We start from the raw sequence: 24,813 nt of genomic DNA, 5'->3' as shown, positions 1-24,813 counted from the left end.
CACGGCGCGCGTGGCCGCTCCTACAGTGGCTGAGCGGTTCGGGCGCGCGCTTGCCCGGGCCCTGAGACAACAGGAGCCCTTCGATGAACACCAGCTGGATCAGCGCCGCGCGATTCGCGCTGCCGGCCGTTGCACTGCTCTCGGCCGCGGGTTGCGCAGCGCCTCATGCCACGGACTGGGACCTCGTCTCCGCGCGCGACCAGCACCGCTACATGCCGTCGCTCGTGATGGACAACCGCCCGGCCGCGATCGTCACCTCCGGCCCCGGCGGCTTCGTCGTGGGCATGGGACCCGGGGTCCCAGCCCCCGCGGTCCAGGTGGTGTCGCAGGACGGCCAGCTGCGGCTGGTGTCGCAGGAGACGCTCGCCCGCATGCAGGCTTCGGGCGCCATGGGCGCAAGCCCGGCCACTGCGCCGCAAGCGCCCGGACAACCAGCTCCGGTGAGTCCCGCAGCGCCTGCGCGCTGAGCCTCTGCAGCAGCGCCCACGCGGCCTGCCGGGGCGGTTTTTTTGCTACCCTCCAGCGACGGTGCCGACGCCGGAAGGAGCCCCATGGACCGCCGCAGTTTCATCGAGTCTTGCGCCGCCCACGCGACCTGCCTCACCGCCGCGTCGGCAGCCCTGCCCGCCTTCGCCGCCGACGCGAAGGCGAAGGAATACGCCAGGGCATTGCTGGTCGATGAACAGGGCCGGCCGGTCAAGGCTTCAAGCCTGAAGCCGCGCAGCAACTACGTCTTCCACTATCCGTTCGAAGCGACGCCGGTCTTCCTGCTGGACCTGGGCAAGGCCGCGCCCCCGCAGGTGCTGACCACCAAGAATCGCGACACCTACGCCTGGCCGGGCGGCGTGGGCCCGCGGCGCAGCATCGTGGCCTTCTCCGCGATCTGCGCGCACCAGCTCGTCTACCCGACGAAGGAGGTGAGCTTCATCAGCTTCCGCCCCAAGAAGGCCAGCAAGGGCGTGCGCGACGACCTGATCCACTGCTGCGCCGAGCACAGCCAGTACGACCCGGCCAAGGGCGCGCAGGTGCTCTCCGGCCCCGCCGAACAGCCGTTGTGCGCCGTGCTGCTCACGCACGATGCGGCGGCGGACACGCTGACTGCCTACGCAACGCTGGGCGGCGAGCTCTTCGACGAGTTCTTCCGCAAGTACCAGGCCAAGCTCAGCTTCGACGTGGGACCGAGCGCGGTCAATCCCGTGGCCAGGAACGCCGTCGTGCGCGAACTCGAGAAGTTCTGCCGCAACACCATCCAGTGCTGAACCGCGCCCCATGACGCCGGCGATCACGCTGGTCTACTTCAACGCAGGCGGCGGACACCGCGCGGCCGCACAGGCGCTGGAGCAAGTGATCGCGGAACAGGGGCGGCCTTGGCGCGTCGAGCGCATCAACGTCATGGAGGTGCTGGACCCCGAGCGCCTGTACAAGCGCCTGACCGGGATGGAGCCCGAGGATTGGTACAACGCGCGCCTGGCCACCGGCTTCACGCTGGGCCTGGCGCAGGAGCTCAAGGTGTTCCAGGCCACCCTGCGGCTCCTGCATCCCTTCCTCGTGCAGCGCCTGCGCGATCACTGGTTGCGCACCGAGCCGGACATGGTGGTCTCGCTCATCCCCAACATGAACCGGTGCCTGTACGAGAGCCTGGCCTCGGCACTTCCCGGCGTTCCGTACGTCACGGCCATGACGGATCTTGCCGACTACCCGCCCAACTTCTGGGTCGAGCCCGGGCAGCGCCAGCACTACATCTGCGGCACCGATCGCGCGGTTCGCCAGGCATTCGAGCAGGGTTGCGAGCCGTGGCAGGTGCACCGAACCTCGGGGATGATCCTGCGCCCGGACTTCTACAAGCCCGTCGCACAGGACCGCCGCGCCGCACGCGAGGCGCTCGGCCTGGACCCCGACCGGCCGACCGGCGTCGTCATGTTCGGCGGCCACGGCTCGGCCGCGATGCTCTCGATCGCCAAGGAGCTGCACGACGTGCAGCTGGTGCTCCTGTGCGGGCACAACGCGTCCGTCGCGCGCCGGCTGCGGCGCATGCCCGCTCAGTCGCCGCGAGCGGTGGTCGAGTTCACGCCCAACGTGCGCGAGTACATGCAACTGGGCGATTTCCTGATCGGCAAGCCCGGGCCGGGCAGCCTGTCCGAGGCCGTGCACATGGGCCTGCCGGTGGTCACCGTGCGCAACTCGTGGACCATGCCGCAGGAGCGCTACAACACCGGTTGGCTGCTCGAGAACGGCTTCGGCGTCGTGGGCACGTCGATGCGCAAGCTGCGCGAGCCCGTCAACGAGCTGCTGGCGCGCCTGGACGAACTGCGGGCCAGCGTCGCGAAGGTCCGCAACCGGGCGGTGTTCGAGGTGCCGGACATCCTCGAGCAGGTGCTGCGCGAAGCCGGGCAACCCGTGCCCGGCCTGCCCGAGGTGCAGGACCTTCGCGCCTGAAGCCGCTCAGTCCGGCTTGGCGCCGGACTCCTTCACGACCTTCGCCCACTTCGTCATCTCGGACTGCACGAGCGACGCCAGCTGCTCGGGCGTGCCGGGCGCGGGATCCAGACCGAGCGTCGCCAGCTTCTCCTTCACGTCCGGCAAGCCCAGCACACGCGTGGTCTCGGCATTGATCTTCATCTGCACTTCGCGGGGCAGGTTGGCCGGTGCGAAGAGGCCGAACCACGACGTGGCCTCGAACCCCGGCAGGCCCGACTCGGCCAGCGTCGGGATCTGCGGCGCGGCCGCCGAGCGCTTCGCACTGGTGACCGCGATCGCGCGCAACTCGCCCGACTTCACCAGCGGCAGCGCCGAAGGCATGTTGTCGAAGATCATCGTGATGCGCCCGCCCAGCAGGTCCGGGATGGCCTGCGCGCGGCCCTTGTAGGGGATGTGCTGCATCTTCACGCCGGCCATCGTGTTGAAGAGCTCGCCCGAGAGGTGGATGGACGTGCCGCTGCCGCTGGAGCCGAACGTGAGCGGCGTCTTCTTCGCAAGGTCGATCAGCTCCTGCGTGGTCTTGGCCGGCACGCTGTTGTTCACGACGAGCAGGTTGGGCGTCGAAGCCAGGAAAGTGATCGGCGTGAAGTCGCGCTGCGGGTGATACGGCAGGTTCGGGTACAGCGACGCGTTGATGCCGTGCGTGCCCACGGTGCCGATCACCAATGTCGCACCGTCCGGCGCGCTCTTGGCCACCAGGTCGGTGCCGATGTTGCCGCCCGCGCCGGGCTTGTTGTCCACCGTGACGGGCTGGCCGAGCGACGCCCACTTGTCGGCCAGGATGCGCGCCAGCGTATCCGGCGCGCCGCCGGGCGGGAACGTCACGACGATGCGGATGGGCTTGGTCGGCCAGGCCGCCTGTGCCGCGGCGGCTCCCGCGGCGCAGGCGAGAAAGGCGATGGACATCAGTTGCCCGAGGCGGTGGAACTTCATGCGGGGTGTCTCCTTGTTGGTGCCGGAGACATTCTGGGGTGGGTATCCGCGGGCGGACTCGGGGGAATCCATCAGTCCCGCCGGAACACCACGATGTGCTGCCAAGGCAGCACATCCGACGTGCGCTCATACACCACCGCATGCACCGCCATCTCCCGCCGCACCTGCGCCTCGCTCATCTTGTGCAGCGTCTTGATCGGCACCTTCGGGTCTTCGCCCCGGTACTCGACCAGCACCAGCCGCCCGCCCGGCCGCAGCGCGCGCACGACGCTGGCCATCACCTCCACCGGGTACTCGAGCTCGTGGTACACGTCCACCAGCAGCGCAAGGTCGATGCTGGAAGGCGCCAGCCGCGAGTCGCGCTCGCTGGCCAGCACCGGCACGATGTTGGCGATGCCCTCGCGGCGGGCCCGCGCCTGCAGCTGCTCGAGCATCTGGGGTTGCACGTCGACCGCATGCACAGTGCCGCCCGGCGCCACCAGCCGCGCGATGCGGCGCGCGTGATACCCGGTCCCAGCCCCGATGTCGGCTACCTGCAGGCCCGGCGCGAGATTCAGCTCGCGCAGCAGCAGGTCCGATCGCTCCTGGCGTTCACGGTCCTCGCGCTCCAGCCATGCGGCGCCCTGCCAGCCCATCACGCCTGCGATCTCGCGGCCCATGAAGGACTTGCCGATGCCGTCGGCGCTGCGCGGCACCACCTCGTATCCCGGCGCGGGCACAAGCTGCGCGGGCACCGCAGGGGCGAAGCACGCGGCCGCCGCCAGGCAGAGCTGGCGGCGGAGCAAGGAAGCAGGTCCGCGCGGCATCGGGCCATTGTGGCCCGCGCGCGCCTCAGGGTTCCAGCGTCAGAACGCCGCGATACCGGTCTGCGCGCGCCCGAGGATCAGCGCATGGATGTCATGCGTGCCCTCGTAGGTGTTCACCACCTCGAGGTTCACCAGGTGGCGCGCCACGCCGAACTCGTCGCTGATGCCGTTGCCGCCCATCATGTCGCGGGCGAGCCGCGCGATGTCCAGCGCCTTGCCGCAGGAGTTGCGCTTCACGATGGACGTGATCTCCACCGCCGCGGTGCCCTCGTCCTTCATGCGGCCGAGCCGCAGGCAGCCCTGAAGGCCGAGCGTGATCTCGGTCTGCATGTCGGCCAGCTTCTTCTGGATCAGCTGGTTGGCGGCGAGCGGCTTGCCGAACTGCTTGCGGTCCAGCACGTACTGGCGCGCGCGGTGCCAGCAGTCCTCGGCCGCGCCCAGCGCACCCCAGGCGATGCCGTAGCGGGCCGAGTTCAGGCAGGTGAACGGTCCCTTGAGGCCGCGCACTTCCGGGAAAGCGTTCTCTTCCGGGCAGAACACTTCGTCCATGACGATTTCGCCGGTGACCGAGGCACGCAAGCCCACCTTGCCGCTGATCTTGGGCGCCGACAGGCCTTTCCAGCCCTTCTCGAGCACGAAGCCGCGGATGGCGCCTGCGTCGTCCTTGGCCCAGACCACGAACACGTCGGAGAAGGGCGAGTTGGAGATCCACATCTTGCTGCCGGTGAGGCGGTAGCCACCGTCGACCTTCCGCGCGCGCGTGACCATGCTGCCCGGGTCGGACCCATGGTTCGGCTCGGTCAGCCCGAAGCAGCCGATGAACTCGCCGGTGGCCAGCTTGGGCAGGTACTTGCGCTTGGTGGCTTCATTGCCGAACTCGTAGATCGGCACCATCACCAGCGAGGACTGCACGCTCATCATCGAGCGGTAGCCGGAGTCCACGCGCTCGACCTCGCGCGCGATCAGGCCGTAGCTCACGTAGTTCAGGCCCGCGCCGCCGTACTGCTCGGGAATGGTGGGGCCCAGCAGGCCCAGTTCGCCCATCTCGCGGAAGATGCCCGGGTCCGTGGTTTCGGTGCGGAAGGCTTCCAGCACGCGCGGCGCCAGCCTTTCCTGGCAATAGGCGTGGGCGGCCTCGCGCACGGCACGCTCGTCGTCGGTGAGCTGCTGGTCCAGCAGCAGCGGGTCGGCCCAATGGAACGTGGCCTTGCTTGCCATGATGGGGAACTCCTGGTTTCAGTCCGGCAGGACCGCGGTGACTTCGATCTCGACCTTGGCACGGTCCTCGATCAGGGCCTTCACCTCCACCGCCGTCATCGCGATTTCGTAGTGCCCGATCAACTCCCGGAACGCCTGCCCGACCTGCTTGCCGGCCGCCAGGTATTCGCGCTTGTCCGTGACGTACCAGGTCATGCGGACGATATTTTCCGGCTTCGCGCCCGCTTCCTTGAGCACGTCCGCGACATTCTTCAGCGCCTGCCAGGTCTGTGCGCCGAACTCGTCGCTGTGGAACTGCTGGTTGGCGTCCCAGCCGACCATGCCTGCGATGTAGAGCTGCCGGCCGCCGGCGACGACGCCATTGGCATACCCCTTGGGCCGCGGCCAGCCGGCCGGAAGCACCGCCTGATGCTGGCTCATGCCTTGTCTCCCTTCAGGTCCTTCAGCAGTTCCCGCGCGATGATGAGCTGCTGCACTTCGCTCGCGCCTTCGTAGATGCGCAAGGCACGGATGTCGCGGTAGAGCATCTCGACCGGCTGGCCGCTCACCACGCCCAGGCCGCCGAAGATCTGGACGGCATCGTCGATGACCTGCTGCGCGCCTTCGGTGGCGGTGAGCTTGGCCATCGCGGCCTCGCGCGTGACATTGCGGCCCTGGTCGCGCTGCCACGCGGCGCGGTAGACCAGCAAGGCGGCGCTGTCGATCGTGGTCGCCATGCCGGCCAGCTTGGCCTGCGTCAGCTGGAAGTCCGCCAGCGTCTGGTTGAACATCTTGCGCGTCGTGGCGCGGTGCAGCGCCTCGTCCAGCGCGCGACGCGCGAAGCCCAGTGCGGCGGCCGCGACGGACGTGCGGAACACGTCGAGGGTCCGCATCGCCACCTTGAAGCCTTCGCCCGCTTCGCCGATGCGCTGCGAAACCGGAATGCGGCAGTTGGTGAAGCGCAGGCGCGCCAGCGGATGCGGTGCGATCACCTCGATGCGCTCGGCGATCTCGAAGCCCGGCGTGCCCGCATCGACGATGAAGGCCGAGATGCCGCGCGCGCCCGGCGCCTCGCCCGTGCGCGCGAACACCACGTAGAAATCCGCGATGCCGCCGTTGGAGATCCAGGTCTTCTCGCCATCGAGGATCGCCTCGCCGCCTTCGACGCGCGCGGAGCACTGCATCGCAGCGACGTCCGAACCCGCTTCGGGCTCCGACAGCGCGAACGCCGCGATGGCCTCGCCGCGAGCGACGCGCGTCAGGTAGCGGTCCTTCTGGGGCTCGGTGCCCTGCAGACTGATCGCCCCGGAGCCCAGGCCCTGCATCGCGAAAGCGAAGTCGGCCAGCCCGCTGTGGCGCGCCAGCGTCTCGCGGATCAGGCAGATCGCACGCGTGTCGATGCTTGGCGCCGCGCCGTGCGATCCGCCCACCGCATGACGCAACCAGCCGGCCCCGCCGAGCGACTTGACGAGGGCGCGGCACTCGGCATCCACGTCGCGTCCGTGCGCATGCGGCACGTTGCCGTTGGCCCACGCGTCGAGCGACTGGGCCAGTTCCCTGTGGCGTGGCTCGAGGAAGGGCCAATCGAGGTAGGCGCGGTCGCTCACGTCAGTTCCCCTCGAACACCGGCTTCTGCTTGCCGACGAATGCGTTGTACGCCCGCTTGAAGTCCTCGGTCATCATGCAGATCGCCTGGGCCTGCGCTTCCGCCTCGATCGCCTGCTCCAGCGTCATCGCCCATTCCTGGTGGAGCATGGTCTTGGTGATGCCGTTGGCGAAGGTGGGACCGGCGGCCACCTCGGCGGCCAGCTTCTGCGCTTCTCCCAGCAGCGCGTCCGGTTCGCACAGCCGGTTGAAGAAGCCCCAGCGCTCGCCCTCCTCGCCCGACATCGAGCGCCCGGTGTAGAGCAGTTCGCTCGCGCGGCCCTGGCCGATGATGCGCGGCAGGATGGCGCAGGCGCCCATGTCGCAGCCGGCCAGGCCGACGCGGTTGAAGAGGAACGCGGTCTTGCTGCGCGCCGTGCCCAGACGCAGGTCCGACGACATCGCGACGATCGCACCGGCGCCGGCGCACACGCCGTCCACCGCCGCCACGATCGGCTGCGGGCAGGCCCGCATCGTCTTGACCAGATCGCCCGTCATGCGAGTGAACATCAGCAGCTCGGGCGCCGCCAATCTCACGAGCGGCCCGATGATCTCGTGCACGTCGCCGCCCGAGCAGAAGTTGCCGCCCTCGCCGGTGACCACGACCGCCTTCACATCGGTGGCGTAGCGAAGCTGCCCGAACAGGTCGCGCAATTCCGCATACGAGTCGAACGTCAGCGGGTTCTTGCGCTCGGGCCGGTTCAGCGTGATGGTCGCCACCTTGCCCTGCACCGACCAGCCGAAGTGCCGGGCCTTGTAGCCGGCCATCGGCTTCATGTTGCCGGCGGCCAGCGCCGGGTCGAGCCGCGGCCCGCTCTCGTCTTTCATGGGATCTCCTTGTGTGGACTCAGACGCCTTGCGCCTGGTTGGCTTGCTCCAGCGGCGACAGGCCCGCGGTCTGCACGGCCATCGCCTTCTCGCGTTCGAGGTTGCGCTCCAGCTGCGACTTGCCGGAGAGATATTGCACCGGCCACTTCGCGTCGCGGTAACCGATGCGCGCCGCTTCCAGCAGCGTCCAGGACGGGCTGGCCAGGTGCGGTCGAGCCACCGCGCACAGGTCCGCCCGGCCGGCCGCGATGATGCTGTTGACGTGGTCGGCTTCCGAGATCGCGCCCACCGCCATCGTCGCGATGCCGACTTCGTTGCGGACACGGTCGGCAAAAGGCGTCTGGTACATCCGGCCGTACACCGGCTTCTGCTTCTTGCTCACCTGGCCCGAAGAGCAGTCGATCAGGTCGCAGCCCGCCGCCTTGAAGGCGCGCGCGATCGCCACGGCGTCGTCGGGCGTGATGCCGCCTTCCACCCAGTCGTGCGCCGAGATGCGCACCGACATCGGCAGGTGCTCCGGCCAGACCGCGCGCATGGCCCGGAACACCTCCAGCGGATAGCGCAGCCGGTTCTCCAGCGAGCCGCCGTACTCGTCGGTGCGCAGGTTGGTCAGCGGCGAGATGAAGCTGGAGAGCAGGTAGCCGTGCGCGCAGTGCAGCTCCAGCCAATCGAATCCGGCGGCCGCGGCGAACCGCGCGCTGCGCACGAAATCGTCGCGCACGCGGTCCATGTCGGCTCGAGTCATCGCGCGCGACCAGTCGCTCACGCCATCGATGTACTGCTGCGGCGAGGCGGACAGCAGCGGCCAGTTGCCCGACGCGAGCGGCTGGTCCTCGCCTTCCCAGGGCACGCGGGTCGAGCCTTTGGGGCCCGCATGCCCGAGCTGCATCGCGATCCTTGCGTCGCTGTGGCGGTGCACGAAGTCGACGATGCGTTTCCAGCCGGCCTGCTGCTGCTCATTCCACAAGCCCGGGCAGCCGGGGGTGATGCGCGCATCGGGCGATGTGCAGGTCATCTCGGCCACGACCATTCCGGCTCCGCCGAGCGCGCGGGCGCCCAGGTGAACCATGTGGTAGTCGGCGGGCACGCCGTCCTCGCACAAGTACTGGGCCATGGGCGAGACGACCACGCGGTTCTTCAGCACCGTCCCGCGCAGCCTGAACGGCGTGAACATCGGCGGCACCGGCTGCTGCGTCGGCGAGCGGTGCACGCCGGCCAGTTGCGCGATCCAGTCCTCGTACTGCTCCACGTAGCCCTTGTCGCGCAGGCGCAGGTTCTCGTGGCTGATGCGCTGACTGCGCGTGAGCAGCGAATAGGCGAACTGCGGCGCGGGCAGGTTGACGTAGCGCGGCACGTTCTCGAACCACTCGGTGGAGTTGCGTGCGGCGTTCTGGATCTTCAGCACCTCGACGCTGCGCACCGCCTCGTAGTCGGCGAGCGCGCGGTTCAGGTCGCCCTGGGCGCTGGAGATGCAGCGCGCCAGCTCGATCGCATCCTCGAGCGCCAGCTTGGTCCCGGACCCGATCGAGAAATGCGCCGTGTGGGCGGCATCGCCCATCAGGACCACGGGCTGGCGGCCGTTGTGGTGCACCCAGGTCTTGCACACGACGCGCGGGAAACGGATCCACTGGGCCGAGCCGCGCAGGTGGGCGGCATTGGACATGAGCCTGTGCCCGTCGAGGTACTTGGCGAACAGCCGCTCGCAGAACGCGATCGACTCCTCCTTCTCCATCGTGTCCAGCCCCGCCTTGCGCCAGACCTCCTCCGGCGTCTCGACGATGAAGGTCGAGGTGTCTCCGTCGAACTGGTACGCATGGACCTGGAACCAGCCGTGCTCCGTTTCCTCGAACGCGAAGGTGAAGGCCTCGAAGAGCTTGTGCGTGCCGAGCCAGACGAAGCGGTTGCGCCGCATGTCGACGTCGGGCTGGTACGTGGCCTGGTACCTGGTGCGGATGCGGCTGTTCAGGCCGTCGCTGGCGATGATGAGGTCGGCGTCGGGGAACTGCTCGTCGCCCTGCACGTCGGTCTCGAACTGCAGGCGAACGCCCAGTTCCTCGCAGCGCTTCTGCAGGATGTTGAGCAGGCGCTTGCGGCCGATGCCGCAGAAGCCGTGGCCGCCCGAGCGGATCTTCTCGCCCCGGATGTTGACCTCGATGTCGTCCCAGTGGTTGAAGGCGCCGAGGATCTCGGCCGCCGTCTGCGGGTCGGCCGCCTGGAGGTTGCCCAGCGTCTGGTCGGAGAACACCACGCCCCAGCCGAACGTGTCGTAGGGCTTGTTGCGCTCGACCACCGTGATGTCGTGCCGCGGGTCCTGCTTCTTCATCAACAGGGCGAAGTACAGGCCGGCCGGGCCGCCGCCGATGCAGACGATCTTCATTCAGATGCTCCAAGCCTGGATTATTTAAGTTTAAAGCATCTAGCCGAAAAACGGCCATCCCCCAAAGGGGTGGCTCAGGCGGCCAGCGCGACCTGGCGGTGTGCCAGCGCCATCACGTCGTGCGGGTCCAGCGCCTTCAGGCGATGGTCGCTCCACACCTGCCGCCACCGGCGCGCGCCCGGCAAGCCGTTGCGCAGGCCGAGCATGTGCCGGGCCGCGGCATACCAGTACGTGCCGTGCTCGCGCCGCTGCCGCGCCATGTAGTCGACCAGCGCGGCCTCGACCGACTCTCGCGTGCCCTCGAACGGCGCGTCGCCGAAGAACGCCTCGTCCCAGGACGCCAGCCACCAGGGGTTGTGGTACGCCTCGCGCCCGACCATCACGCCGTCGAGTGCTCGCAGTTGCTCCTGCACTTCGGCGGTGGTGCCGAAGCCGCCGTTGATGACGAACTGCAGCCCCGGGAAGTCGCGCTCGAGCCGATGCACGGTCTCGTACCGCAGCGGCGGGACCTCGCGGTTCTCCTTCGGCGACAGGCCCTTGAGCCAGGCATTGCGGGCGTGGACGATGAACACGCCGCAGCCGGCTTCGGCCACCGTGCCGACGAAGTCGCGCACGAATTCGTAGCTCTCGTCGCGGTCGATGCCGATGCGGTGCTTCACCGTCACGGGGATGCTCACCGCGTCCACCATCGCCTTCACGCCGTCGGCCACGAGCTTCGGCTCGGCCATGAGGCAGGCGCCGAACGATCCGCGCTGCACCCGCTCGCTGGGGCAACCGCAGTTGAGGTTGATCTCGTCGTAGCCCCACTGCTCGCCGAGCTTCGCGCATTTGGCGAGCTCATCCGGCTCGCTGCCGCCGAGCTGCAGCGCCAGCGGATGCTCGGTCTCGTCGAAGTCGAGGTGCCGCGGAACGTCGCCATGCAGCAGCGCGCCCGTGGTCACCATCTCCGTGTAGAGCAGCGCGCGGCGGCTGAGGAGCCGGTGGAAGTAGCGGCAGTGGCGGTCGGTCCAGTCCATCATCGGTGCAACACTGACGCGCCATCTGATAAGCTCTTGATTCACAATGGTTTTTTCAGATTGTCGGATCGCTAAAAAGCGGCGTGTGCGCGATGAAGTGCACACGGCGTGCACACGGCAGGGCTATCGCGGGAATAATCCGGGAACGATCGGACGCACAAAGACTGCACACGAGGGGACTGCACACGATGCCTACATTTTCTCAGCTACCCAGCGGCAAGTGGCGCGCGCAGGTAAGGCGCGCGGGCCTGTACCGGGCCGCCACCTTCGCGACCAAGCGCGAGGCCCGCGACTGGGCGACCGGCATTGAAGCCCAGTCGCACCACATCGCGGCCGGCGGCTTCGCCCCTGCGCCTAAAGGCGCCACGGTCGGCGACCTGATCGACAAGTACCAGGAGACGCTCGCCCGCGAGCCTGGCAAGACCAAGGCTGCAACGCTGGCGATGCTCAAGCGCGAGATGGGCAAGGTGAAGCTCTCCTCCGTCTCCGCCGTCGTCTTGCGGGACTTCATCGATCGACGCGAACAGGCGGGTGCCGGCGGCGTGACGATCGCGGCCGACCTGTCGTTCCTGTCCGCCGTGCTCAAGTGGGCTCGACACGCCCGTCAACTGGACGTCAACGACCGGCTCGCGCTGGAGGCCCGCGAAAGCCTCAAGCACCGGGGCCTGCAGACGCGCAGCAAGGAGCGCCAGCGCGAGCCCACCGACGACGAATTGGACAAGCTCTACGCCCATTGGGGGACCAGCCCGCGGCAGCGAATTGACATGCCCACGCTGTGCCGGTTCGCGCTGGCTACCGGCATGCGCCAGGACGAGATCTGCCGACTACAGGTCGAGGACGTCGACAGCCAGCGCAAGACGGTCGTAATCCGCGACCGCAAGGACCCTCAGAGAAAGGCGGGCAACAATCAAACCGTGCCATTGCTGCCTGACGCGTGGGCAGTCGTTGAGCGCGCGATCAAGGACCGGCAGGCCGGCAGCATCTTCCAAGCCAGAGCCGCGTCAGTCTCGACCGCTTTTACGCGGGCGTGCCAAGCGGTCGGCATCGAAGATCTGCACTTCCACGACCTGCGGCACCGGGCCACTGCACAGTTCTTTCGCATGGGCCTAGACATCCCGCGCGTGGCACTCCTCACCGGCCACAAAACGTGGAGCATGTTGCGCCGGTATACGGAGATCAAACCGGAAGACGTGCATGCCGTTATCGTGCCATCGAGGGCTTAGTTCGATGACCGCCAACAACGATCTCCGAGAGTCTTTGCCGCCCACTTCACCGCGGAGCTGGAGCAGGCCAGCGCTTGCGAGTGAGCAGCTCTTTTCGACCGCAGCCGAGTGGAGGGGAGCTTGGCGGGGCGACTGGGGAGCCTGGCGGGATCGGCTTGGAACGCGATCAGCCATGAAGTTGTTCGACAAACTACGTCGGACCGGAACGGACCGTGGGATCGAAAGGGACCGCTGCATCACCCTTTTGCGGATAGGCACCGCTTGCCTCTCCGCTGAAAGGTACGACGCAACGAAAGATCCAGGTCGCACGTATCGCAAGGAGCTAGCTGCTCAGCGAGAACGTGTTGAGCACTTGAGAGCGGCGGCAAACATGTTGGCGAAAGCATGTGACCGTGGGGACCGTGCTATGTTTTGGGGCTTACCAGGCGGCAACAACCCAGCGCAGGCGGAGCTCTCCGGTCCTGCAGATGGTGGCAGCAGGAGCTACCTGGAGCTCGGGCATGCTTGGTTCAACGAGTTAGCTGAGACACTGGGCGATCAGATACCTGAGCTTAATGGTGAGGGATTCTGGCATCTCCACACAGACGGCAACCTGTACTTCGACAGCCCGCTCCCTCTTCAAGGCCCTCCTCGAAAGGTAGCGACTATGCTGGCTTTCGAACTCACTATCTACCTTCGTATGTTCACCGCCGGCAGGGCAACGGATGCGGTGAATACGCCTCTAGGGATGCCCAAAGACGGTAAGCCATGCGGCCATGTTGTGGCGAGCTTCTGCAATGCCACTCTGAACACTGAGTTCGACAGCCAGACGGTGGAGTCACTTCTGAAGAACAGCGGCCTGGCGTCGAGTGCCCGACTGATATCCTGGCCAGAACCGGAATAAGTCCGCCAACAAATCGAAGGTTGTTCCGGTTCAGGCCCCGGAGTTCGCTGGAAAGATACCTCCCATTCCTTCAGGAGGCACCTTTGACAGCCCAGACAATCACCCCCGCGGCAACTGCCAGCCGTGTCGAAGCGCTCGCAGCGGCGCTCGACTACTTGACAGAGCAGGATCTCTGTGCGCTCTGCTCCATTACGCCCAGCACAGCGGAAGCCTGGCGCAAGAGACGGAAGGGGCCGGCGTACGCACTTGTTGGAAACCGAGTGCTGTACCCCAAGGCTGGCGTGCGCGAGTTTCTGGACAGCCACGTCCGTGCGGCCCTCGTGGGCTCCAAAGAACTGCTCTGAACCAGTGGGGGCAACCTTGCTGCGTCGCCCTCGCCCCTTCGAGCTAAATAACTTCGCTTAGCTAAGTGGCCGGCAGCCTTGCTCCGGTCGCCCCTCGGCTCTTCAAGCCAGATAGACGTGAACTACTACGAGCACCACATCCGCGACTATGACGCGGCAACGGCCCATCTAAGTTGGGACGAGGATATGGCATACACACGCCTGCTTAGGTGGTACTACCGCCGAGAGCGTCCCATACCTGCTGAAATCTCCGAAGCCTGCCGGCAAGTGCGGGCGTGCACAAGAGCGCAAAAACAGGCCATTGCTGCGGTACTAGAAGAATTCTTCCACCTTCAACCTGATGGATGGCATCAGCGCACGTGCGATGCCGTGATTCAAGCCTACAAGGACGGTGCCCCAGAGCGCGAAGCCAAGAAGAAGAACGAACACACACGGCTTGTACGTCACAGACTTGAACGTGCGGAGCTGTTCGCCACCATCAACGCTGCTGGGCACCACCTGCCCTTCAACGCTCCGATTGCTGAAGTGAGGGCGCTGGCCCGGTCCGTCGGTAGTGCACCTTCCGCGGGCTCACAGGCCGGGTCTGCGCCAGAGCCTGAAACGCCGCCTGAAACGCCATCTGAAACGGAACGCGAAATGTGCGCAACGGGTACCCAGACACCAGACCCCATTACCCATCTCCCAGACTCTTCTTTGGACGAGGTGAAACTCGTCCCATCCAGTCCTACACCATCGCGCGAAAAAGATTCCGTGCAACAGGCCAGCATTTCGGACGTATGGGCGCGCTATGCGAAGGCCTTCCAGGAACGCCATGGCGTTCCCCCAACCCGCAATAGCAAGGTGAACGGACAGCTGAAGCACCTACTCCAGCGTATCCCCGCCCCCGAAGCGCCGCTGGTGGCCGAGTTCTACCTTCAGCTGGAGCATTACGCACCGAAACGGCACCCGATCGGGCTCCTGTTGCACGATTGCGAAGCAGTACGCACCCAATGGCTCCAGGCCCGGGCCGGCCAAGCAGTCGCAGTGCGGCCCTCGCGCAGTGAACGCGCCAGACGCGTCGCATCTTCTCTTCCAGGGATTGCAGCTGTGGACACACTCAATCTGGGCATGACCATCGACGTGGAGACAAAGAATGTTCGCGAACAAGCAGCCTTCGCGCTCGCAAAGCATTGAGCGAGTATTCAACAGGATTGCCCTTCGGTACGGGCACTACTTTCTCGGCCGATGGGATGGCATCGACTTGGCGAGCGTCTTGGAAGACTGGCGACAGCAGCTTGCCGGCCTCTCAGATGAACAGCTTCAATACGGACTTATGCATCTGCCGCCAGGGAATCCTCCTGACGCGGGGCTCTTCGAGCAAATTTGCCGACAGATGCCGCAGCCCGCTAGAGACCTCGCGCCAGCAGAAGAAGTATTGAGCCTTGAGCAGTTGGCGCGCAACAAGCAGAAGGCGCAAGAGGCAGTTGCGTATGCTCGGCAGCTCCTCACCAAGCCACGTTCACGAGAGCGGCGGTCTTAGCTGAGGAGGAGTTGAGCGACGAGCTCGCCTAACGCTAGTGGATGGGTGAGCGCCGCTGGCCACTACCGTGCCCTGCCGAGGATTCCGGGTCCTCCTAGCGAGGACGCCCGCGGGTTATTCGAGCTGTCGGTGGGCCGCTAGTGGGTCGGTTTCCGAATTGCTTGACAGGACGCATACAGGACAACCCCCTTACACGGCCATCACAACAGTCCGAGTTTGGGGTCCGAATCACCCGTGGGAGCGGCCCGGCAAAAGGGACCCGTGCGTGAGCTGGCAAAGACGATCATCGTCCGCCGTCTAGCGCCAATGAGGCGTCCGCCGTCTAGCGCCAATGAGGCGTTCTACGGTTTGGCCGGAGAGGGCGTCTGTCAAGACCCGCGCCAGTATTGGCTCTCCGCCGGTTCGATCTGCCTTCCGCCAGCTTGTCCGCCAGTCGCTAACATGCCTCGCATGCCGAATAGAGAATCCCTCATCAAGACTTGGCCAGCAGCCGAACAGGCAGCAGTCGCGGCAGAGCGGCAGGCGCAGACGTGCAGACTCCAACGAACGCGGAGCTTGAAGGGTTGATTGAAGTGGCGACGTCTCTTCGCCGGGACGCGGCCGCCTTGTTCAGACAGGTATATGCCGCTGTGAAAGACGAAGCGCGTCCGTAGTGAACCCCCGACGCAGGCACCCGAGGCCTGCGCTACTCCGCGTGGTGCGCGCTTGCCGCTCGGGCAATCCTCTCCATCTCTTGGTCCTGCTCGTCCGGCCGCCAGCGGACTGAGTCCGCGAGGCGCGCCATCTCAGCAAGTGCCTCCGGAACCAGAATGCTCGCCCGCATCCGCAAGGTTCTGGCGTGCTCCAGCAGGTCCGGAGGAACTGGGCCAGCACCAACCGCCTCCTGAATTTGGGCGCGCATTACGATTAGCTCGGCTTGATGCGCCTTTGCCTGCACGACGAGCCATTTGTCAAAGATGGGGTGTCTCGATTCGGTGCTCATACGCACTCCAGAGGGGGTGCGAAAGCAGCGAAGTGGCCTGCCTGTTATCGGCGGCAGCTCAGGGCACTAGGGGAGCTGCATGGGTCCAGAAGGAACTTTACTGTAGGCGGGGCAAGGGCGGACGGCAGTAGGCGAACGCCGCGCCCGGCGTGCGGTCGGCGGACTCGGCGAAAATTAAGCGGCCGGGGTGGCAGGAAGGACGGGAGTGGACGAGTTGAGCAAATCGCTCCGTCGGGCAGCTTGCAGCGCATCATGCATGCTCTGCACAGTGCACTCCATGGACACCAACTCTGCCTCCACCTGTGTTGTATTTCGCCCTTTTTCGGCCAGGGAGAGGACCAGCTGCCGCATTCTGGTAACGCGCATCTCGGCTTCGATGACGCGCCGCTCCGCAAGCCCCAGAAGCGCCGACGTTTGAGCGTGGGGAAGCGCCATGGTCGAGGAACCCACCTGAACTCGTGAGGTGTCGGGCCTACGCGCCCGTGAGTTTGTCCAGCTCCTTCGCGAAGTACTCAATGGACTGCTGGTCCGGGGGCGGTACGGCGCCTGCATTCAGCATCATGCGTGCGTAGACGTTCCCCAAAGATATCGGCTGAGAAGCACCCCCGGTGATTTGAGCCTCGCGTTGCAGCGCCGGAACGACCAGTCGCAGCGTCGGGTGATGATCGAGGGTTGCCCTCAGCAAGGCAATGTGCGTGCGGGCCATGCCCTCTAGGAGCTCGGTGAGCTGAGCGTTTGTGATCGCCATCGCCTGTCCCCGCAATGCGGAAAGGGTATCGTGAGCGCTGCGACGGCGTCAAACCCTAGCCGATCGACTTCGCAGATCATCGTCCTTCAGGCGGATTAGCTGGCGGACTGTGCAAGCTGGCGTCGCGCAGCCGCTCCAGGCGCGGACCTTGGCAGCCACCGCCTCCGTCTAACCGCACTTCCCCGCTGCTCTGAACCGATTCGTAGTTCGGGGCCGGAACCACCATGGATGAACAATCCGGCGGTCAAACGACTAGAGCGCATTGAAGCAGGCGTGCATCGTCATGCGTCGGGCGAACCGCCGGCTCAACATCCGCCAATCTGAACACGTCTCCATCTAGCCAACCCTGGCCAGCGGCGTAACTGCCTAATCCGTCTCGAACAGCCAGGCCGCCGCCTCCTTTTCGTCGGCGAACACGCGAAGGGGGCTGCCTTCGTGCTGCGCTGCCTTCTCGCCCACGTGCGTGATGCGCTCCGCCCGCACAACGGCAGCGTGCCTGCGTAAGTGGCGCAGGTTCACGCCCACCGCGCGTCCGATCATCAACTGCTCAGTGAACGTGTAGACCGTCTCGACTCCCCGAAGATCCACGAGCAGCACCGAGGAGCGCCAAGTGACGCTCCTCGCTCCGAGCCACTGGACCATGCTGATGAATTCCTCCACGGTGCCGGATCCGGCAATGGCGGCGCGGACATGATCCGGCCTGAGTTCGATTTCACAGGTGTACGCCACCGTGCCAGCATAGCCAAGGCAACAAGGCGTGTGACTCATCGGAAAGAGCGTCCTCGTGAGGCGCGCCGAGAGCAACGGATCGCGCCTGCGACTTTTTGAAGCCCAAGACTTGAGAGCCTCTCGGCCGTCTAAGCCACCGGGCGCGGTCCGGCGGTGGGAGGGGCCGTGGTGATCAGAGCCTCTGCCGGGCTGTGCCGGGCAAGGAGCAATCGATCGGGCGATATTTGCTAGCCGCCGAAGCGGACCTCTGCACCTAGAGCGACTCACCCGATGAGGTCACTGGGACCGGCGGATTCGTAGTCCGTAGTTCGTTGCTGAGGCAGGTCCATGCGACTGCCACCGTCGTTGCGAGCTGCGTAACGGGCGCAGCTTGGACGCGGCTCAGGCGAGCATTGTCGGCAAGGGTTGCGATACGGCGGCGAGAAGATCTGCCAATGCTGCTGGCTTGACCAGGTACAAGTCGAAGCCAGCTGCCGCAGCGAGTTCCATTTCGCGCTCAGCTCCGTAGCCCGTCAGTGCAACGATTCGAGCTTGCATCGTGCGAGCATTCATTCTCAGCGCGGCCGCCGTCTCGTAGCCGTCCATCAAGGGCATCCCGAGGTCGAGGAAGACTACTTCGGGCAGGAACTCTTCTGCGATGGCGATCGCCTCCCGGCCGCTCGCACTTGCGCGCACCTCGAAGCCGTGCATGGACATCAGCAGCGCCAGGGTCATGCGGCAGTCCTCCTCGTCTTCGACGATCAGCACCCGGGTCGAACGGTGGTTTGTAGCTGACATGGCATTCGTTTTACTCTCATAACGGGCCAGCCAGAACGGAATGGCCCTCGCTGTCACGCGGCGCGTCGGAACCGCTCCGTCTGCCCGCGCGAGGCCGCTCAATCTCGCGCCAGTTTGCCGTCCGCTCCCCGGCAGGCACCGACCTCCACCAGCGGGCAAAGATGCAGTAGCTGGGGTACGCGCCGCCCCGAGCCGCACGCGCCCAGCATCAACGCGCTTTCAGTAGGTGCTCAGTACAGGGCGCGAAACAGGCCGGCTACCCGGGTCCTGATCCGTACCCGCGGCCGGTTCGAAGACGTGGCCGCTGTTGGCAACGACTGCCCTACTTCTTCGAGGCCCCGAAGAACTTCACGAGCGCCGTCTCGGAATTCCCGGCGTAGCTGGTGCCACCAGTCGAATTGATAACGAGCGCGCCTGCATCGGCCGCAAGGCCTGGTGCATCAGCGAGACTGCCGCCGGCGACCGCAACGGCGCCACCGACACTGGACACCTTCCCCGATGTATCGAGCAATGTGAACGGTGGCCCCGGCGGGTTCGTGGTCGCCGCGAGCACGACCGTGCCGTCGCCTGCAACACCCACGCCATGGCCGCTGTCGAACCCAGCGCCGCCCCACGTCACCGCATCCAGGCCCCTGCCCTGGGTGTCCACGTGGAAGACGAATGCCTCGTCGGCGCCACTTCCGAGACTCGCCGCTCCGGCGACATGGATGGACCCATCCGGCGCCAGGGCCACGGCGTGGCCGGAGGTGCCGTTCTTGCTGCCTCCCCATTGACTATCGAACGACAGCCCGCCGTCGGTGGTGAGCTTGACAAGCAAGGCTGAGATGCCCACGACCTTTTTTCCGGCCTGGATGGCACCCGCGAATATCGGGCCTCCGTCGGGCCCGACCGTCATTCCGCCACGCGCGTCCACAGTCCCGGCGGCGGAATACGTCATGTCCCAGACGAGTCCGCCGCCATTCGTGATCTTGAGTGCCAGGACGTCGAACTCAAACGATCCATCAGTACGCATCTTGCTTCCTGCTGCGTAGACATGGCCGTCGGGCCCGACGGCGACCGCCGACCCCGATGCGTCGTTCCAGATCTTTTGCCACGCAACGGTGCCGTCCCCATTGAACTTGACGACGAACAGGCCTGCCGTCCCAGCCTGGTGGTCTCGTTGGGTGCCCGAGATGTAGGCGGCCCCTTGCGCGTCCGTAGCGACGGCCTCGCTCTCCTCGCGGATGACGCTGCCACCCCAGGTTCTCTGCCACAGGAGGTTGCCGTCGGAATCGAACTTCAGCAGCACCGCATCGCCGCCGTTCGCATTCGAAAGACCGGTCACATAGACCGAACTCTGGTCGGACGTTAGCGCCACGGTTGGCGCACGTCCGCCGCCGCGCTGCGTCTCGCCGGTCCAGACTTTCTGCCAGACGACGGACCCGTTGGACGAGAACTTCACCAACGAGATGGCCGGGCGCGGATTACCGAATTGATCGGTCGTGAAGCTGTCGGAGAGGCCCACCATGTACGAACTGCCGTCCGTGGCAACTGCGACTCCGTGGGCAACGTCGGCGCCCTGGCCGCCCCACGTTGTCTCGGACAGAAGCGTCTGACTATGTGCGGCTCCTGCGAAGAGCCCCAAGGCTAGGATTGTCGAGCTTGCCTCCCGCAATAGCGGAACAAGGAAACGGCTCGGATGAAGCGTACTTGAACAGCTCATGGTTGCTCCTCGGGTGTAGTGATTGACGAGGATGGAAACTTATCCCACGCAGCAAGTCCTACGTGTGTGGGATTGTTTACTACACGACGGCGGCGTTTTGTCCTGCACTGACCCGTGCTGCGTTGTGGCCGCCACTGCTCGACGCCCACAGAGTAGTGTCACCGCTCAACACAGTTCCCTTTAGCACAACGGGGCCTGTGCGATGCGAAGCTTTGGGTTCCGTCTGCCCCAACAGGTCTACCGGTGAAGGCGACCTACAACTGAAGCGCCCACATTCCCACCGGTGCTGGCGCGTTGGACGCCTCCTTCTGTTGGTCACAAACGGCAAGTGGTGCTCGAGGCCGGCGCGATTCTCCGCCCGTGGCTGATCTTCATCGCAAGGGCCACATGCGTGAGATAGCACCGGACGCTCCTGATTGGTCCTTGGTGGAGAACTGGTCCTCTCTGAACATCGGCAAGGCTCACGAAATTACCATGCTCTGCGGTGGCGAATTAGGCCCTCGCCGTTCAAAGCGGCTCGGACAAGAGGCAACACTTGGCGACTAGCCAAGTGCCTCGGGGCGCCCTGCGGATCAACAATCCGCCGGTCACGGTCGCTTCGACCCGAAGCAGCCAGCACAGCTGGCCAGCGCTGCTTTCCCGTGCTACGGGGGGTCTCCTCGCACCGCCGCCTGAGGCCGTCGACGTCACTGCCACCTCTATTGAGCTGTTCTTCGCAGGCTCTGAGCGAGCCCCCTGCCACGACCCTCGTGCGGGCGCGCGGGCGGCATGGTGGAGTGCCGCCGGGGCCCCGCTGGGCCTGACCACAACATGTTGGTAGTGCTCGACCGTTACCGGCTCGGGCCGCCCCAGTGGCTGGACACTAGCGGCCCGGCGACAAGCATGTGGGTAGCTGTCCTACCCGGCGCTTTGATGGGAAAAAAGAACATGGCCACCATGACGCGCAAGGTCAACGATAGGAAGGATCAAGACGGCGGCCAACCGGGGGCGCAAGACACGCGGTCGCAGCATGTTGGGGCTGGAGTTGCTGAAGCGCCGCTACCAGCTGCCGGTCCGGCCCGAAAGAGCGGAGAAGTGCTGATGCCCGGCGACATCGGCCGTTACCAGCTGCAGCGCGTCGTCGCCACTGGGGGGGGACGGCGACGGTTCACGAGGCCGTCGACACGGAAACCGGGGAGCGCGTCGCCGTCACGCAGTGGCCGGTGGATCCGACGCTTTCGACCGACCGGCGCGAGCGCATGCGGGCCACGGCCATGCAGACGGCCGGGGTGCAGCATCCGGGCATCGTCGAGCTGCACGATTTCGGCTGGCACGGAGACGGCGCGTACGCAGTGACGGCGTTTGTAGAAGGCGAGACGCTGGCGCAGTACCTGGCCCGGGCGGGGCGGCTGCCTGCGCTGCAGGGTCTCTCGCTGTCGGTGCAACTGCTGGCCGCGCTGGCCCCCGCGCATGAACGAGGCCTGGTGCACTCCGCACTGAATCCCCAGCACGTGCTGATCGGCCGCAACGGCCAGCTGAAGATCGCCGGATTCGGCTGGTTGGGCGCCGCGGCCTCGGCCAGCCGCCGGCCCGGCGTGTTCGACGTGCCGGCGTACATGGCGCCCGAGCAGATCCTTGGCCAGCCGGCGGACTGCCGCGCGGACCTCTACTCGGCCGCGGTCGTCGCCTACGAACTGCTCACGGGCTCCTGGCCGTACCAGGCGCACGCGGCGCCGCGCCCTGCCCGTGAGCTGAGGCGCGAGCTTCCGGCAGCCCTGGATGCGGTGTTCGAACGTGCGCAGGCGCGCAATCCGGAGGCGCGCCACCACAACGCCGCCGAACTCGCGGCCGCGTTGCAGACCGCGTTCGGCATGCACGTGGAGGAACGCGCGGTCGTTCCCGTGCGACCCCAGCGCGCGGTGCAGGCCCGGGCGCCGGCGCCCCCGACGGCGCCCAAAGAGCTCGGTGAACCCGCGGCCGTCCGCCACCGCTGCGCCGGCGCGGCGCTGGTCGCCGGCCTTGCGGCCGCCCTCGTGGTTGGGGGGATGTTCGTGGGCGTGGGCGTGGAAAGCATGCGCGCGCCGCTGGGCGCGCCGGGCCAGAGGGCGGCTCCCGCTCCCGCTGCGGCTGCGGCGACTTCGCCCTCGCCCGCGCCTTCACCGTTGGCCGCCGCGCCTGCGCCGCCGCCGGACTTGCCGGCCGCCCATGCGGTGCCGGCCACGGCCTCGATCGAAGCGCCGAAGGCCGCCCAGGCGCTCGCGAATCTGAGGCCAGTGCGCGGGGCAGCCCCCGTCCCCGCTACGGGCCGGCCCGCCGAACCGCGCCCGCGCAAGGCCGTCGAGCCGCCCGTCGAGCGGGGCGTGCGCGAGATCGTGGTGGCGGAGCCGATCGAAGTGCCGCCACGCCAGGCGGCCGCCCAACCGCCGCCTCCGCCGGCGCCCGCGCCCCGGCCGCGCGAGACCGTCGAGCGACCCGCCCCGCAACGCACGGCCGCCACCGAACCGCCGGAACCGTCCTCCCGCGCGACCGCCGCGATGGCGGCGCCGCCCTCGCCCTCGCCGCTCAACGTCTGCCGGCAGGATTACTCGATTGCGCGCGAACTCTGCGTCGCCTACGAATGCGCGAGCTCCGAGTACCGCCACCACCCCGTGTGCGTGCGCATACACGCGGACGCCGTCGTCCGGCACAGGCTGAACCAGCGAAACGGGCCCTAGGAGCCCAGGCGGCTAACGCGCCGCGAACCTGCTCCCGGTTTCCTCACCCGGCCGGCGTCGGCGCGTCCCAGCTGCCGCCGATCGCGGATCAGGCCCACCGTGGTCTGGTACTGCACCGCGCGCACCTCCAGCGCCTGGCGGCGGTTGCGCCATTGGTTACGGCGCGCCCAGCAGCTCGAGCTGGCTGCGAAAGTACCCTTCAGCTCTCGTCAGAGCTTCTTAGCGCGGCCGGGCTTCCTCGAGCCAGTCGGGGCTTTGCGCAGGCAGGCCGCCACTATTCTTTCGCGCGCTCCTGGCTCCGAAGTTCAACTGGCTTCGCCTGGTCTGTTTTTGGGGTGCTCCGCGCGCCAAAGAGTCCCTTTTCAAGATGCCTGCTGAATAAGCTCGCCCAAGCCTCTTTGGGGTAGACCGCTGTCGCGTGTGGGCCTCGAACCCGAACAGTTCCGTCGCCGAGCTCAGCAGCGCGGTATCCCTCTGGGTCCGAGACCCCAGCGGAGCGGGCGATGTTCCGGACTTGCCGCGTCAATGCGCGTGAGCTCATAAGCGTGCGAACCTTGACCCATCGTGGTCCGCAGCCGAAGCGCTGTGAACCGGGCAGTTCCTACAGCAGTGCAGTCAACGGCCGCGTTTTAAGGCCAGCAATTCCTACGTCGAGCTGACGCGCGCCCGCCGGAACTGCCTCTCCACCCGGCAGCGTCGTCACCGCGCGTGACTCAAGCGGGTTGGTCAAGTGCAGCGGAGCCACTAGGCTTGAAGGCGATGCGCCGGGCGTGGGATGAGACGCACTGGGAATCGCATGGACGCCTTACACCCGGCTAATGCCGCGCAACTAGCGTCGGGATGTCGTCACTTCGAGGACTCAAGATGAGATCTCTACATCTCGCGAGCTTGCTAATCCGCCGTTCCCGGTCCCGCCACATGTACCGCTCCCGTACGGAGCCTTCGGGAAACGGCGGGAGCAAGCCCAGCTTCTCGCGAACCGGGTACAACCAGAACGGCTGCCACTCAATCTCGATTCGTCGCTCATCGGCGAGGCGACCAACTCGGGCGACAGTCAGGTAGGAGTACGTGCTCGCGTACTCCAGCCAGAGCTCGATTTTTCGCACACGTTCTCCTTTGACGGTGATGGTCCGCTGCCTGGACACCTCGGTATCCGGTGCAAACCCTGATACTCAAGCCAAGCGGCGTTGTGAGCCTCCAGAGCGGCAAGGGAGCACGGGCCTGAGATAACGGAGTGATCTCGCAGGGGTGCTATTGGCCGAAAGCAGCCGCGCGAACTGGTTAGCTGAGGGAGCCCAATCGGCTGCTCCCGTGCTCAGTACTGCCCTCCGTCCGACTGCGACAAGAAAACCTCGGATTCGAAACCGCGCTGCTCAGGGTCGCAGGTGGTTCACTCGCATGCACGGCCGCTCAGCATTGCTGGCGGCTAAGTTACCACCAGAAGACACACTATCGCTCCACGTCAATAACGCGACCCGAGTCGCCAGGCAACGCGCTCGGCTGGTCCTAACGCCCGTGCCCCAGACCCTCTCAAGTGCCTTCGTCGAGCGTGCAAGCGAACAGCTGCCCTGGTTCGCCGTGGTGCTGCTGGTTTCGGTGGCCATCACGTCCCTGGTTTCCAGCGAACGCCGCCGCCGGCTTGGCCTCACCAGGTTCCTGCTCGGCTACCTGTGCATCGCGGCCTTGCCGCTCTTCGGCGTGATCGTGCTGCGATCGGCGCTGCGCGAGGGACTGGAACAAGCCGGCCACGGTTGGTGGGCCGCGTTGTGGCTCAGCCTGTTTTGGATGGTGACCTTCATCATCGTGGCGCAGTGGGTCGTGCGCCGCATGCCGCCAACCCAGGGGTGGCTGCGGGACTATCGTCAGGCCGGCCGCGACATCTGGCGCGACCGGCTGGCACGCTGGTTCGGCATCCGCTCGCGCGATTGATGACG

Annotated in this window: 22 protein-coding genes and 1 pseudogene; 10 read left to right on the top strand and 13 right to left on the bottom strand. The window is 66.4% G+C overall.

Features of this window, described 5'->3' with window-relative positions; all coding sequences use genetic code 11:
* Positions 1-83 precede the first annotated feature (83 nt).
* The 3 genes from EZ313_RS19470 to EZ313_RS19460 all read left to right on the top strand — a co-directional run bounded on the left by EZ313_RS19470 (position 84) and on the right by EZ313_RS19460 (position 2,436).
* Positions 84-467 (top strand): hypothetical protein, encoded by a 384-nt coding sequence (locus tag EZ313_RS19470; RefSeq protein WP_135264973.1) that lies wholly within the window; start codon positions 84-86, stop codon positions 465-467.
* 84 nt (positions 468-551) lie between these two features.
* Entirely contained in the window at positions 552-1,259 is a 708-nt protein-coding gene (locus EZ313_RS19465) for a Rieske (2Fe-2S) protein (protein WP_135264972.1), read from the top strand.
* Positions 1,260-1,269: 10 nt separating this feature from the next.
* Positions 1,270-2,436 (top strand): glycosyltransferase, encoded by a 1,167-nt coding sequence (locus EZ313_RS19460; RefSeq protein WP_135264971.1) that lies wholly within the window; start codon positions 1,270-1,272, stop codon positions 2,434-2,436.
* A 6-nt stretch (positions 2,437-2,442) separates the two neighbouring features.
* Here EZ313_RS19460 and EZ313_RS19455 read toward each other — a convergent pair whose 3' ends face one another.
* The 8 genes from EZ313_RS19455 to dusA all read right to left on the bottom strand — a co-directional run bounded on the left by EZ313_RS19455 (position 2,443) and on the right by dusA (position 11,327).
* Positions 2,443-3,411, bottom strand: a complete 969-nt coding sequence (locus EZ313_RS19455; RefSeq protein WP_135264970.1) for a tripartite tricarboxylate transporter substrate binding protein — start codon at positions 3,409-3,411, stop codon at positions 2,443-2,445.
* 71 nt (positions 3,412-3,482) lie between these two features.
* Complete coding sequence (locus EZ313_RS19450) at positions 3,483-4,196, bottom strand: class I SAM-dependent methyltransferase (RefSeq protein WP_240788715.1); 714 nt, start codon at positions 4,194-4,196, stop codon at positions 3,483-3,485.
* A gap of 60 nt (positions 4,197-4,256) precedes the next feature.
* On the bottom strand, positions 4,257-5,435 hold the full coding sequence (locus EZ313_RS19445; RefSeq protein ID WP_135264968.1) for an acyl-CoA dehydrogenase: 1,179 nt from the start codon (positions 5,433-5,435) through the stop codon (positions 4,257-4,259).
* An 18-nt stretch (positions 5,436-5,453) separates the two neighbouring features.
* The gene (locus EZ313_RS19440; protein ID WP_135264967.1) at positions 5,454-5,855 is read right to left on the bottom strand and encodes a RidA family protein; all 402 of its coding nucleotides are present in this window, start codon (positions 5,853-5,855) and stop codon (positions 5,454-5,456) included.
* Entirely contained in the window at positions 5,852-7,021 is a 1,170-nt protein-coding gene (locus EZ313_RS19435) for an acyl-CoA dehydrogenase family protein (RefSeq protein WP_135264966.1), read from the bottom strand. Before EZ313_RS19435 ends, EZ313_RS19440 begins: the two co-directional genes overlap by 4 nt.
* Before the next feature lies 1 nt (position 7,022).
* Positions 7,023-7,886: an enoyl-CoA hydratase family protein gene (locus EZ313_RS19430; protein WP_135264965.1), complete on the bottom strand. Its 864-nt coding sequence runs from the start codon at positions 7,884-7,886 to the stop codon at positions 7,023-7,025.
* A gap of 19 nt (positions 7,887-7,905) precedes the next feature.
* Positions 7,906-10,263, bottom strand: coding sequence for a bifunctional salicylyl-CoA 5-hydroxylase/oxidoreductase (locus EZ313_RS19425; RefSeq protein ID WP_135264964.1), 2,358 nt, complete (start codon positions 10,261-10,263; stop codon positions 7,906-7,908).
* A gap of 74 nt (positions 10,264-10,337) precedes the next feature.
* Positions 10,338-11,327: a tRNA dihydrouridine(20/20a) synthase DusA gene (dusA, locus tag EZ313_RS19420; RefSeq protein ID WP_276606975.1), complete on the bottom strand. Its 990-nt coding sequence runs from the start codon at positions 11,325-11,327 to the stop codon at positions 10,338-10,340.
* 140 nt (positions 11,328-11,467) lie between these two features.
* On the opposite strand from dusA, the gene EZ313_RS19415 reads away from it, so the two are divergent.
* From EZ313_RS19415 to EZ313_RS19395, 5 genes are all read left to right on the top strand, one after another.
* On the top strand, positions 11,468-12,502 hold the full coding sequence (locus EZ313_RS19415; RefSeq protein WP_167772673.1) for a tyrosine-type recombinase/integrase: 1,035 nt from the start codon (positions 11,468-11,470) through the stop codon (positions 12,500-12,502).
* A 172-nt stretch (positions 12,503-12,674) separates the two neighbouring features.
* Entirely contained in the window at positions 12,675-13,385 is a 711-nt protein-coding gene (locus EZ313_RS19410) for a hypothetical protein (RefSeq protein ID WP_135264961.1), read from the top strand.
* Positions 13,386-13,405: 20 nt separating this feature from the next.
* On the top strand, positions 13,406-13,729 hold the full coding sequence (locus EZ313_RS23805; protein WP_420849325.1) for a helix-turn-helix domain-containing protein: 324 nt from the start codon (positions 13,406-13,408) through the stop codon (positions 13,727-13,729).
* Positions 13,730-13,846: 117 nt separating this feature from the next.
* The gene (locus EZ313_RS19400) at positions 13,847-14,902 is read left to right on the top strand and encodes a YdaU family protein (protein WP_167772671.1); all 1,056 of its coding nucleotides are present in this window, start codon (positions 13,847-13,849) and stop codon (positions 14,900-14,902) included.
* Positions 14,862-15,248 carry a hypothetical protein gene (locus EZ313_RS19395; protein WP_135264959.1) on the top strand — a complete coding sequence of 129 codons (387 nt, stop codon included), beginning with the start codon at positions 14,862-14,864 and terminating at the stop codon, positions 15,246-15,248. The genes EZ313_RS19400 and EZ313_RS19395 overlap by 41 nt, the downstream gene beginning before the upstream one ends.
* Positions 15,249-15,933: 685 nt before the next feature.
* Here EZ313_RS19395 and EZ313_RS19390 read toward each other — a convergent pair.
* From EZ313_RS19390 to EZ313_RS19370, 5 genes are all read right to left on the bottom strand, one after another.
* Positions 15,934-16,230, bottom strand: coding sequence for a hypothetical protein (locus EZ313_RS19390; RefSeq protein WP_135264958.1), 297 nt, complete (start codon positions 16,228-16,230; stop codon positions 15,934-15,936).
* A 472-nt stretch (positions 16,231-16,702) separates the two neighbouring features.
* Positions 16,703-16,978 (bottom strand): hypothetical protein, encoded by a 276-nt coding sequence (locus EZ313_RS19385; RefSeq protein ID WP_135264957.1) that lies wholly within the window; start codon positions 16,976-16,978, stop codon positions 16,703-16,705.
* A gap of 366 nt (positions 16,979-17,344) precedes the next feature.
* Positions 17,345-17,707, bottom strand: coding sequence for an STAS/SEC14 domain-containing protein (locus tag EZ313_RS19380; protein ID WP_167772670.1), 363 nt, complete (start codon positions 17,705-17,707; stop codon positions 17,345-17,347).
* Between the two features lie 381 nt (positions 17,708-18,088).
* Entirely contained in the window at positions 18,089-18,484 is a 396-nt protein-coding gene (locus tag EZ313_RS19375; RefSeq protein ID WP_276606974.1) for a response regulator, read from the bottom strand.
* 322 nt (positions 18,485-18,806) lie between these two features.
* Positions 18,807-19,991, bottom strand: coding sequence for an NHL repeat-containing protein (locus EZ313_RS19370; protein ID WP_135264954.1), 1,185 nt, complete (start codon positions 19,989-19,991; stop codon positions 18,807-18,809).
* Positions 19,992-21,328: 1,337 nt separating this feature from the next.
* On the opposite strand from EZ313_RS19370, the pseudogene EZ313_RS23500 reads away from it, so the two are divergent.
* Positions 21,329-22,879, top strand: a pseudogene (locus EZ313_RS23500) (serine/threonine-protein kinase); the annotation flags it as partial.
* Between the two features lie 1,515 nt (positions 22,880-24,394).
* The gene (locus EZ313_RS19360; RefSeq protein ID WP_135264952.1) at positions 24,395-24,808 is read left to right on the top strand and encodes a hypothetical protein; all 414 of its coding nucleotides are present in this window, start codon (positions 24,395-24,397) and stop codon (positions 24,806-24,808) included.
* The last annotated feature ends 5 nt before the right edge of the window (positions 24,809-24,813 follow it).

The organism is Ramlibacter henchirensis, assembly GCF_004682015.1.
Taxonomy (GTDB): Bacteria; Pseudomonadota; Gammaproteobacteria; order Burkholderiales; family Burkholderiaceae_C; genus Ramlibacter; species Ramlibacter henchirensis.
This window is presented reverse-complemented; position numbering and strand designations above follow the sequence as displayed.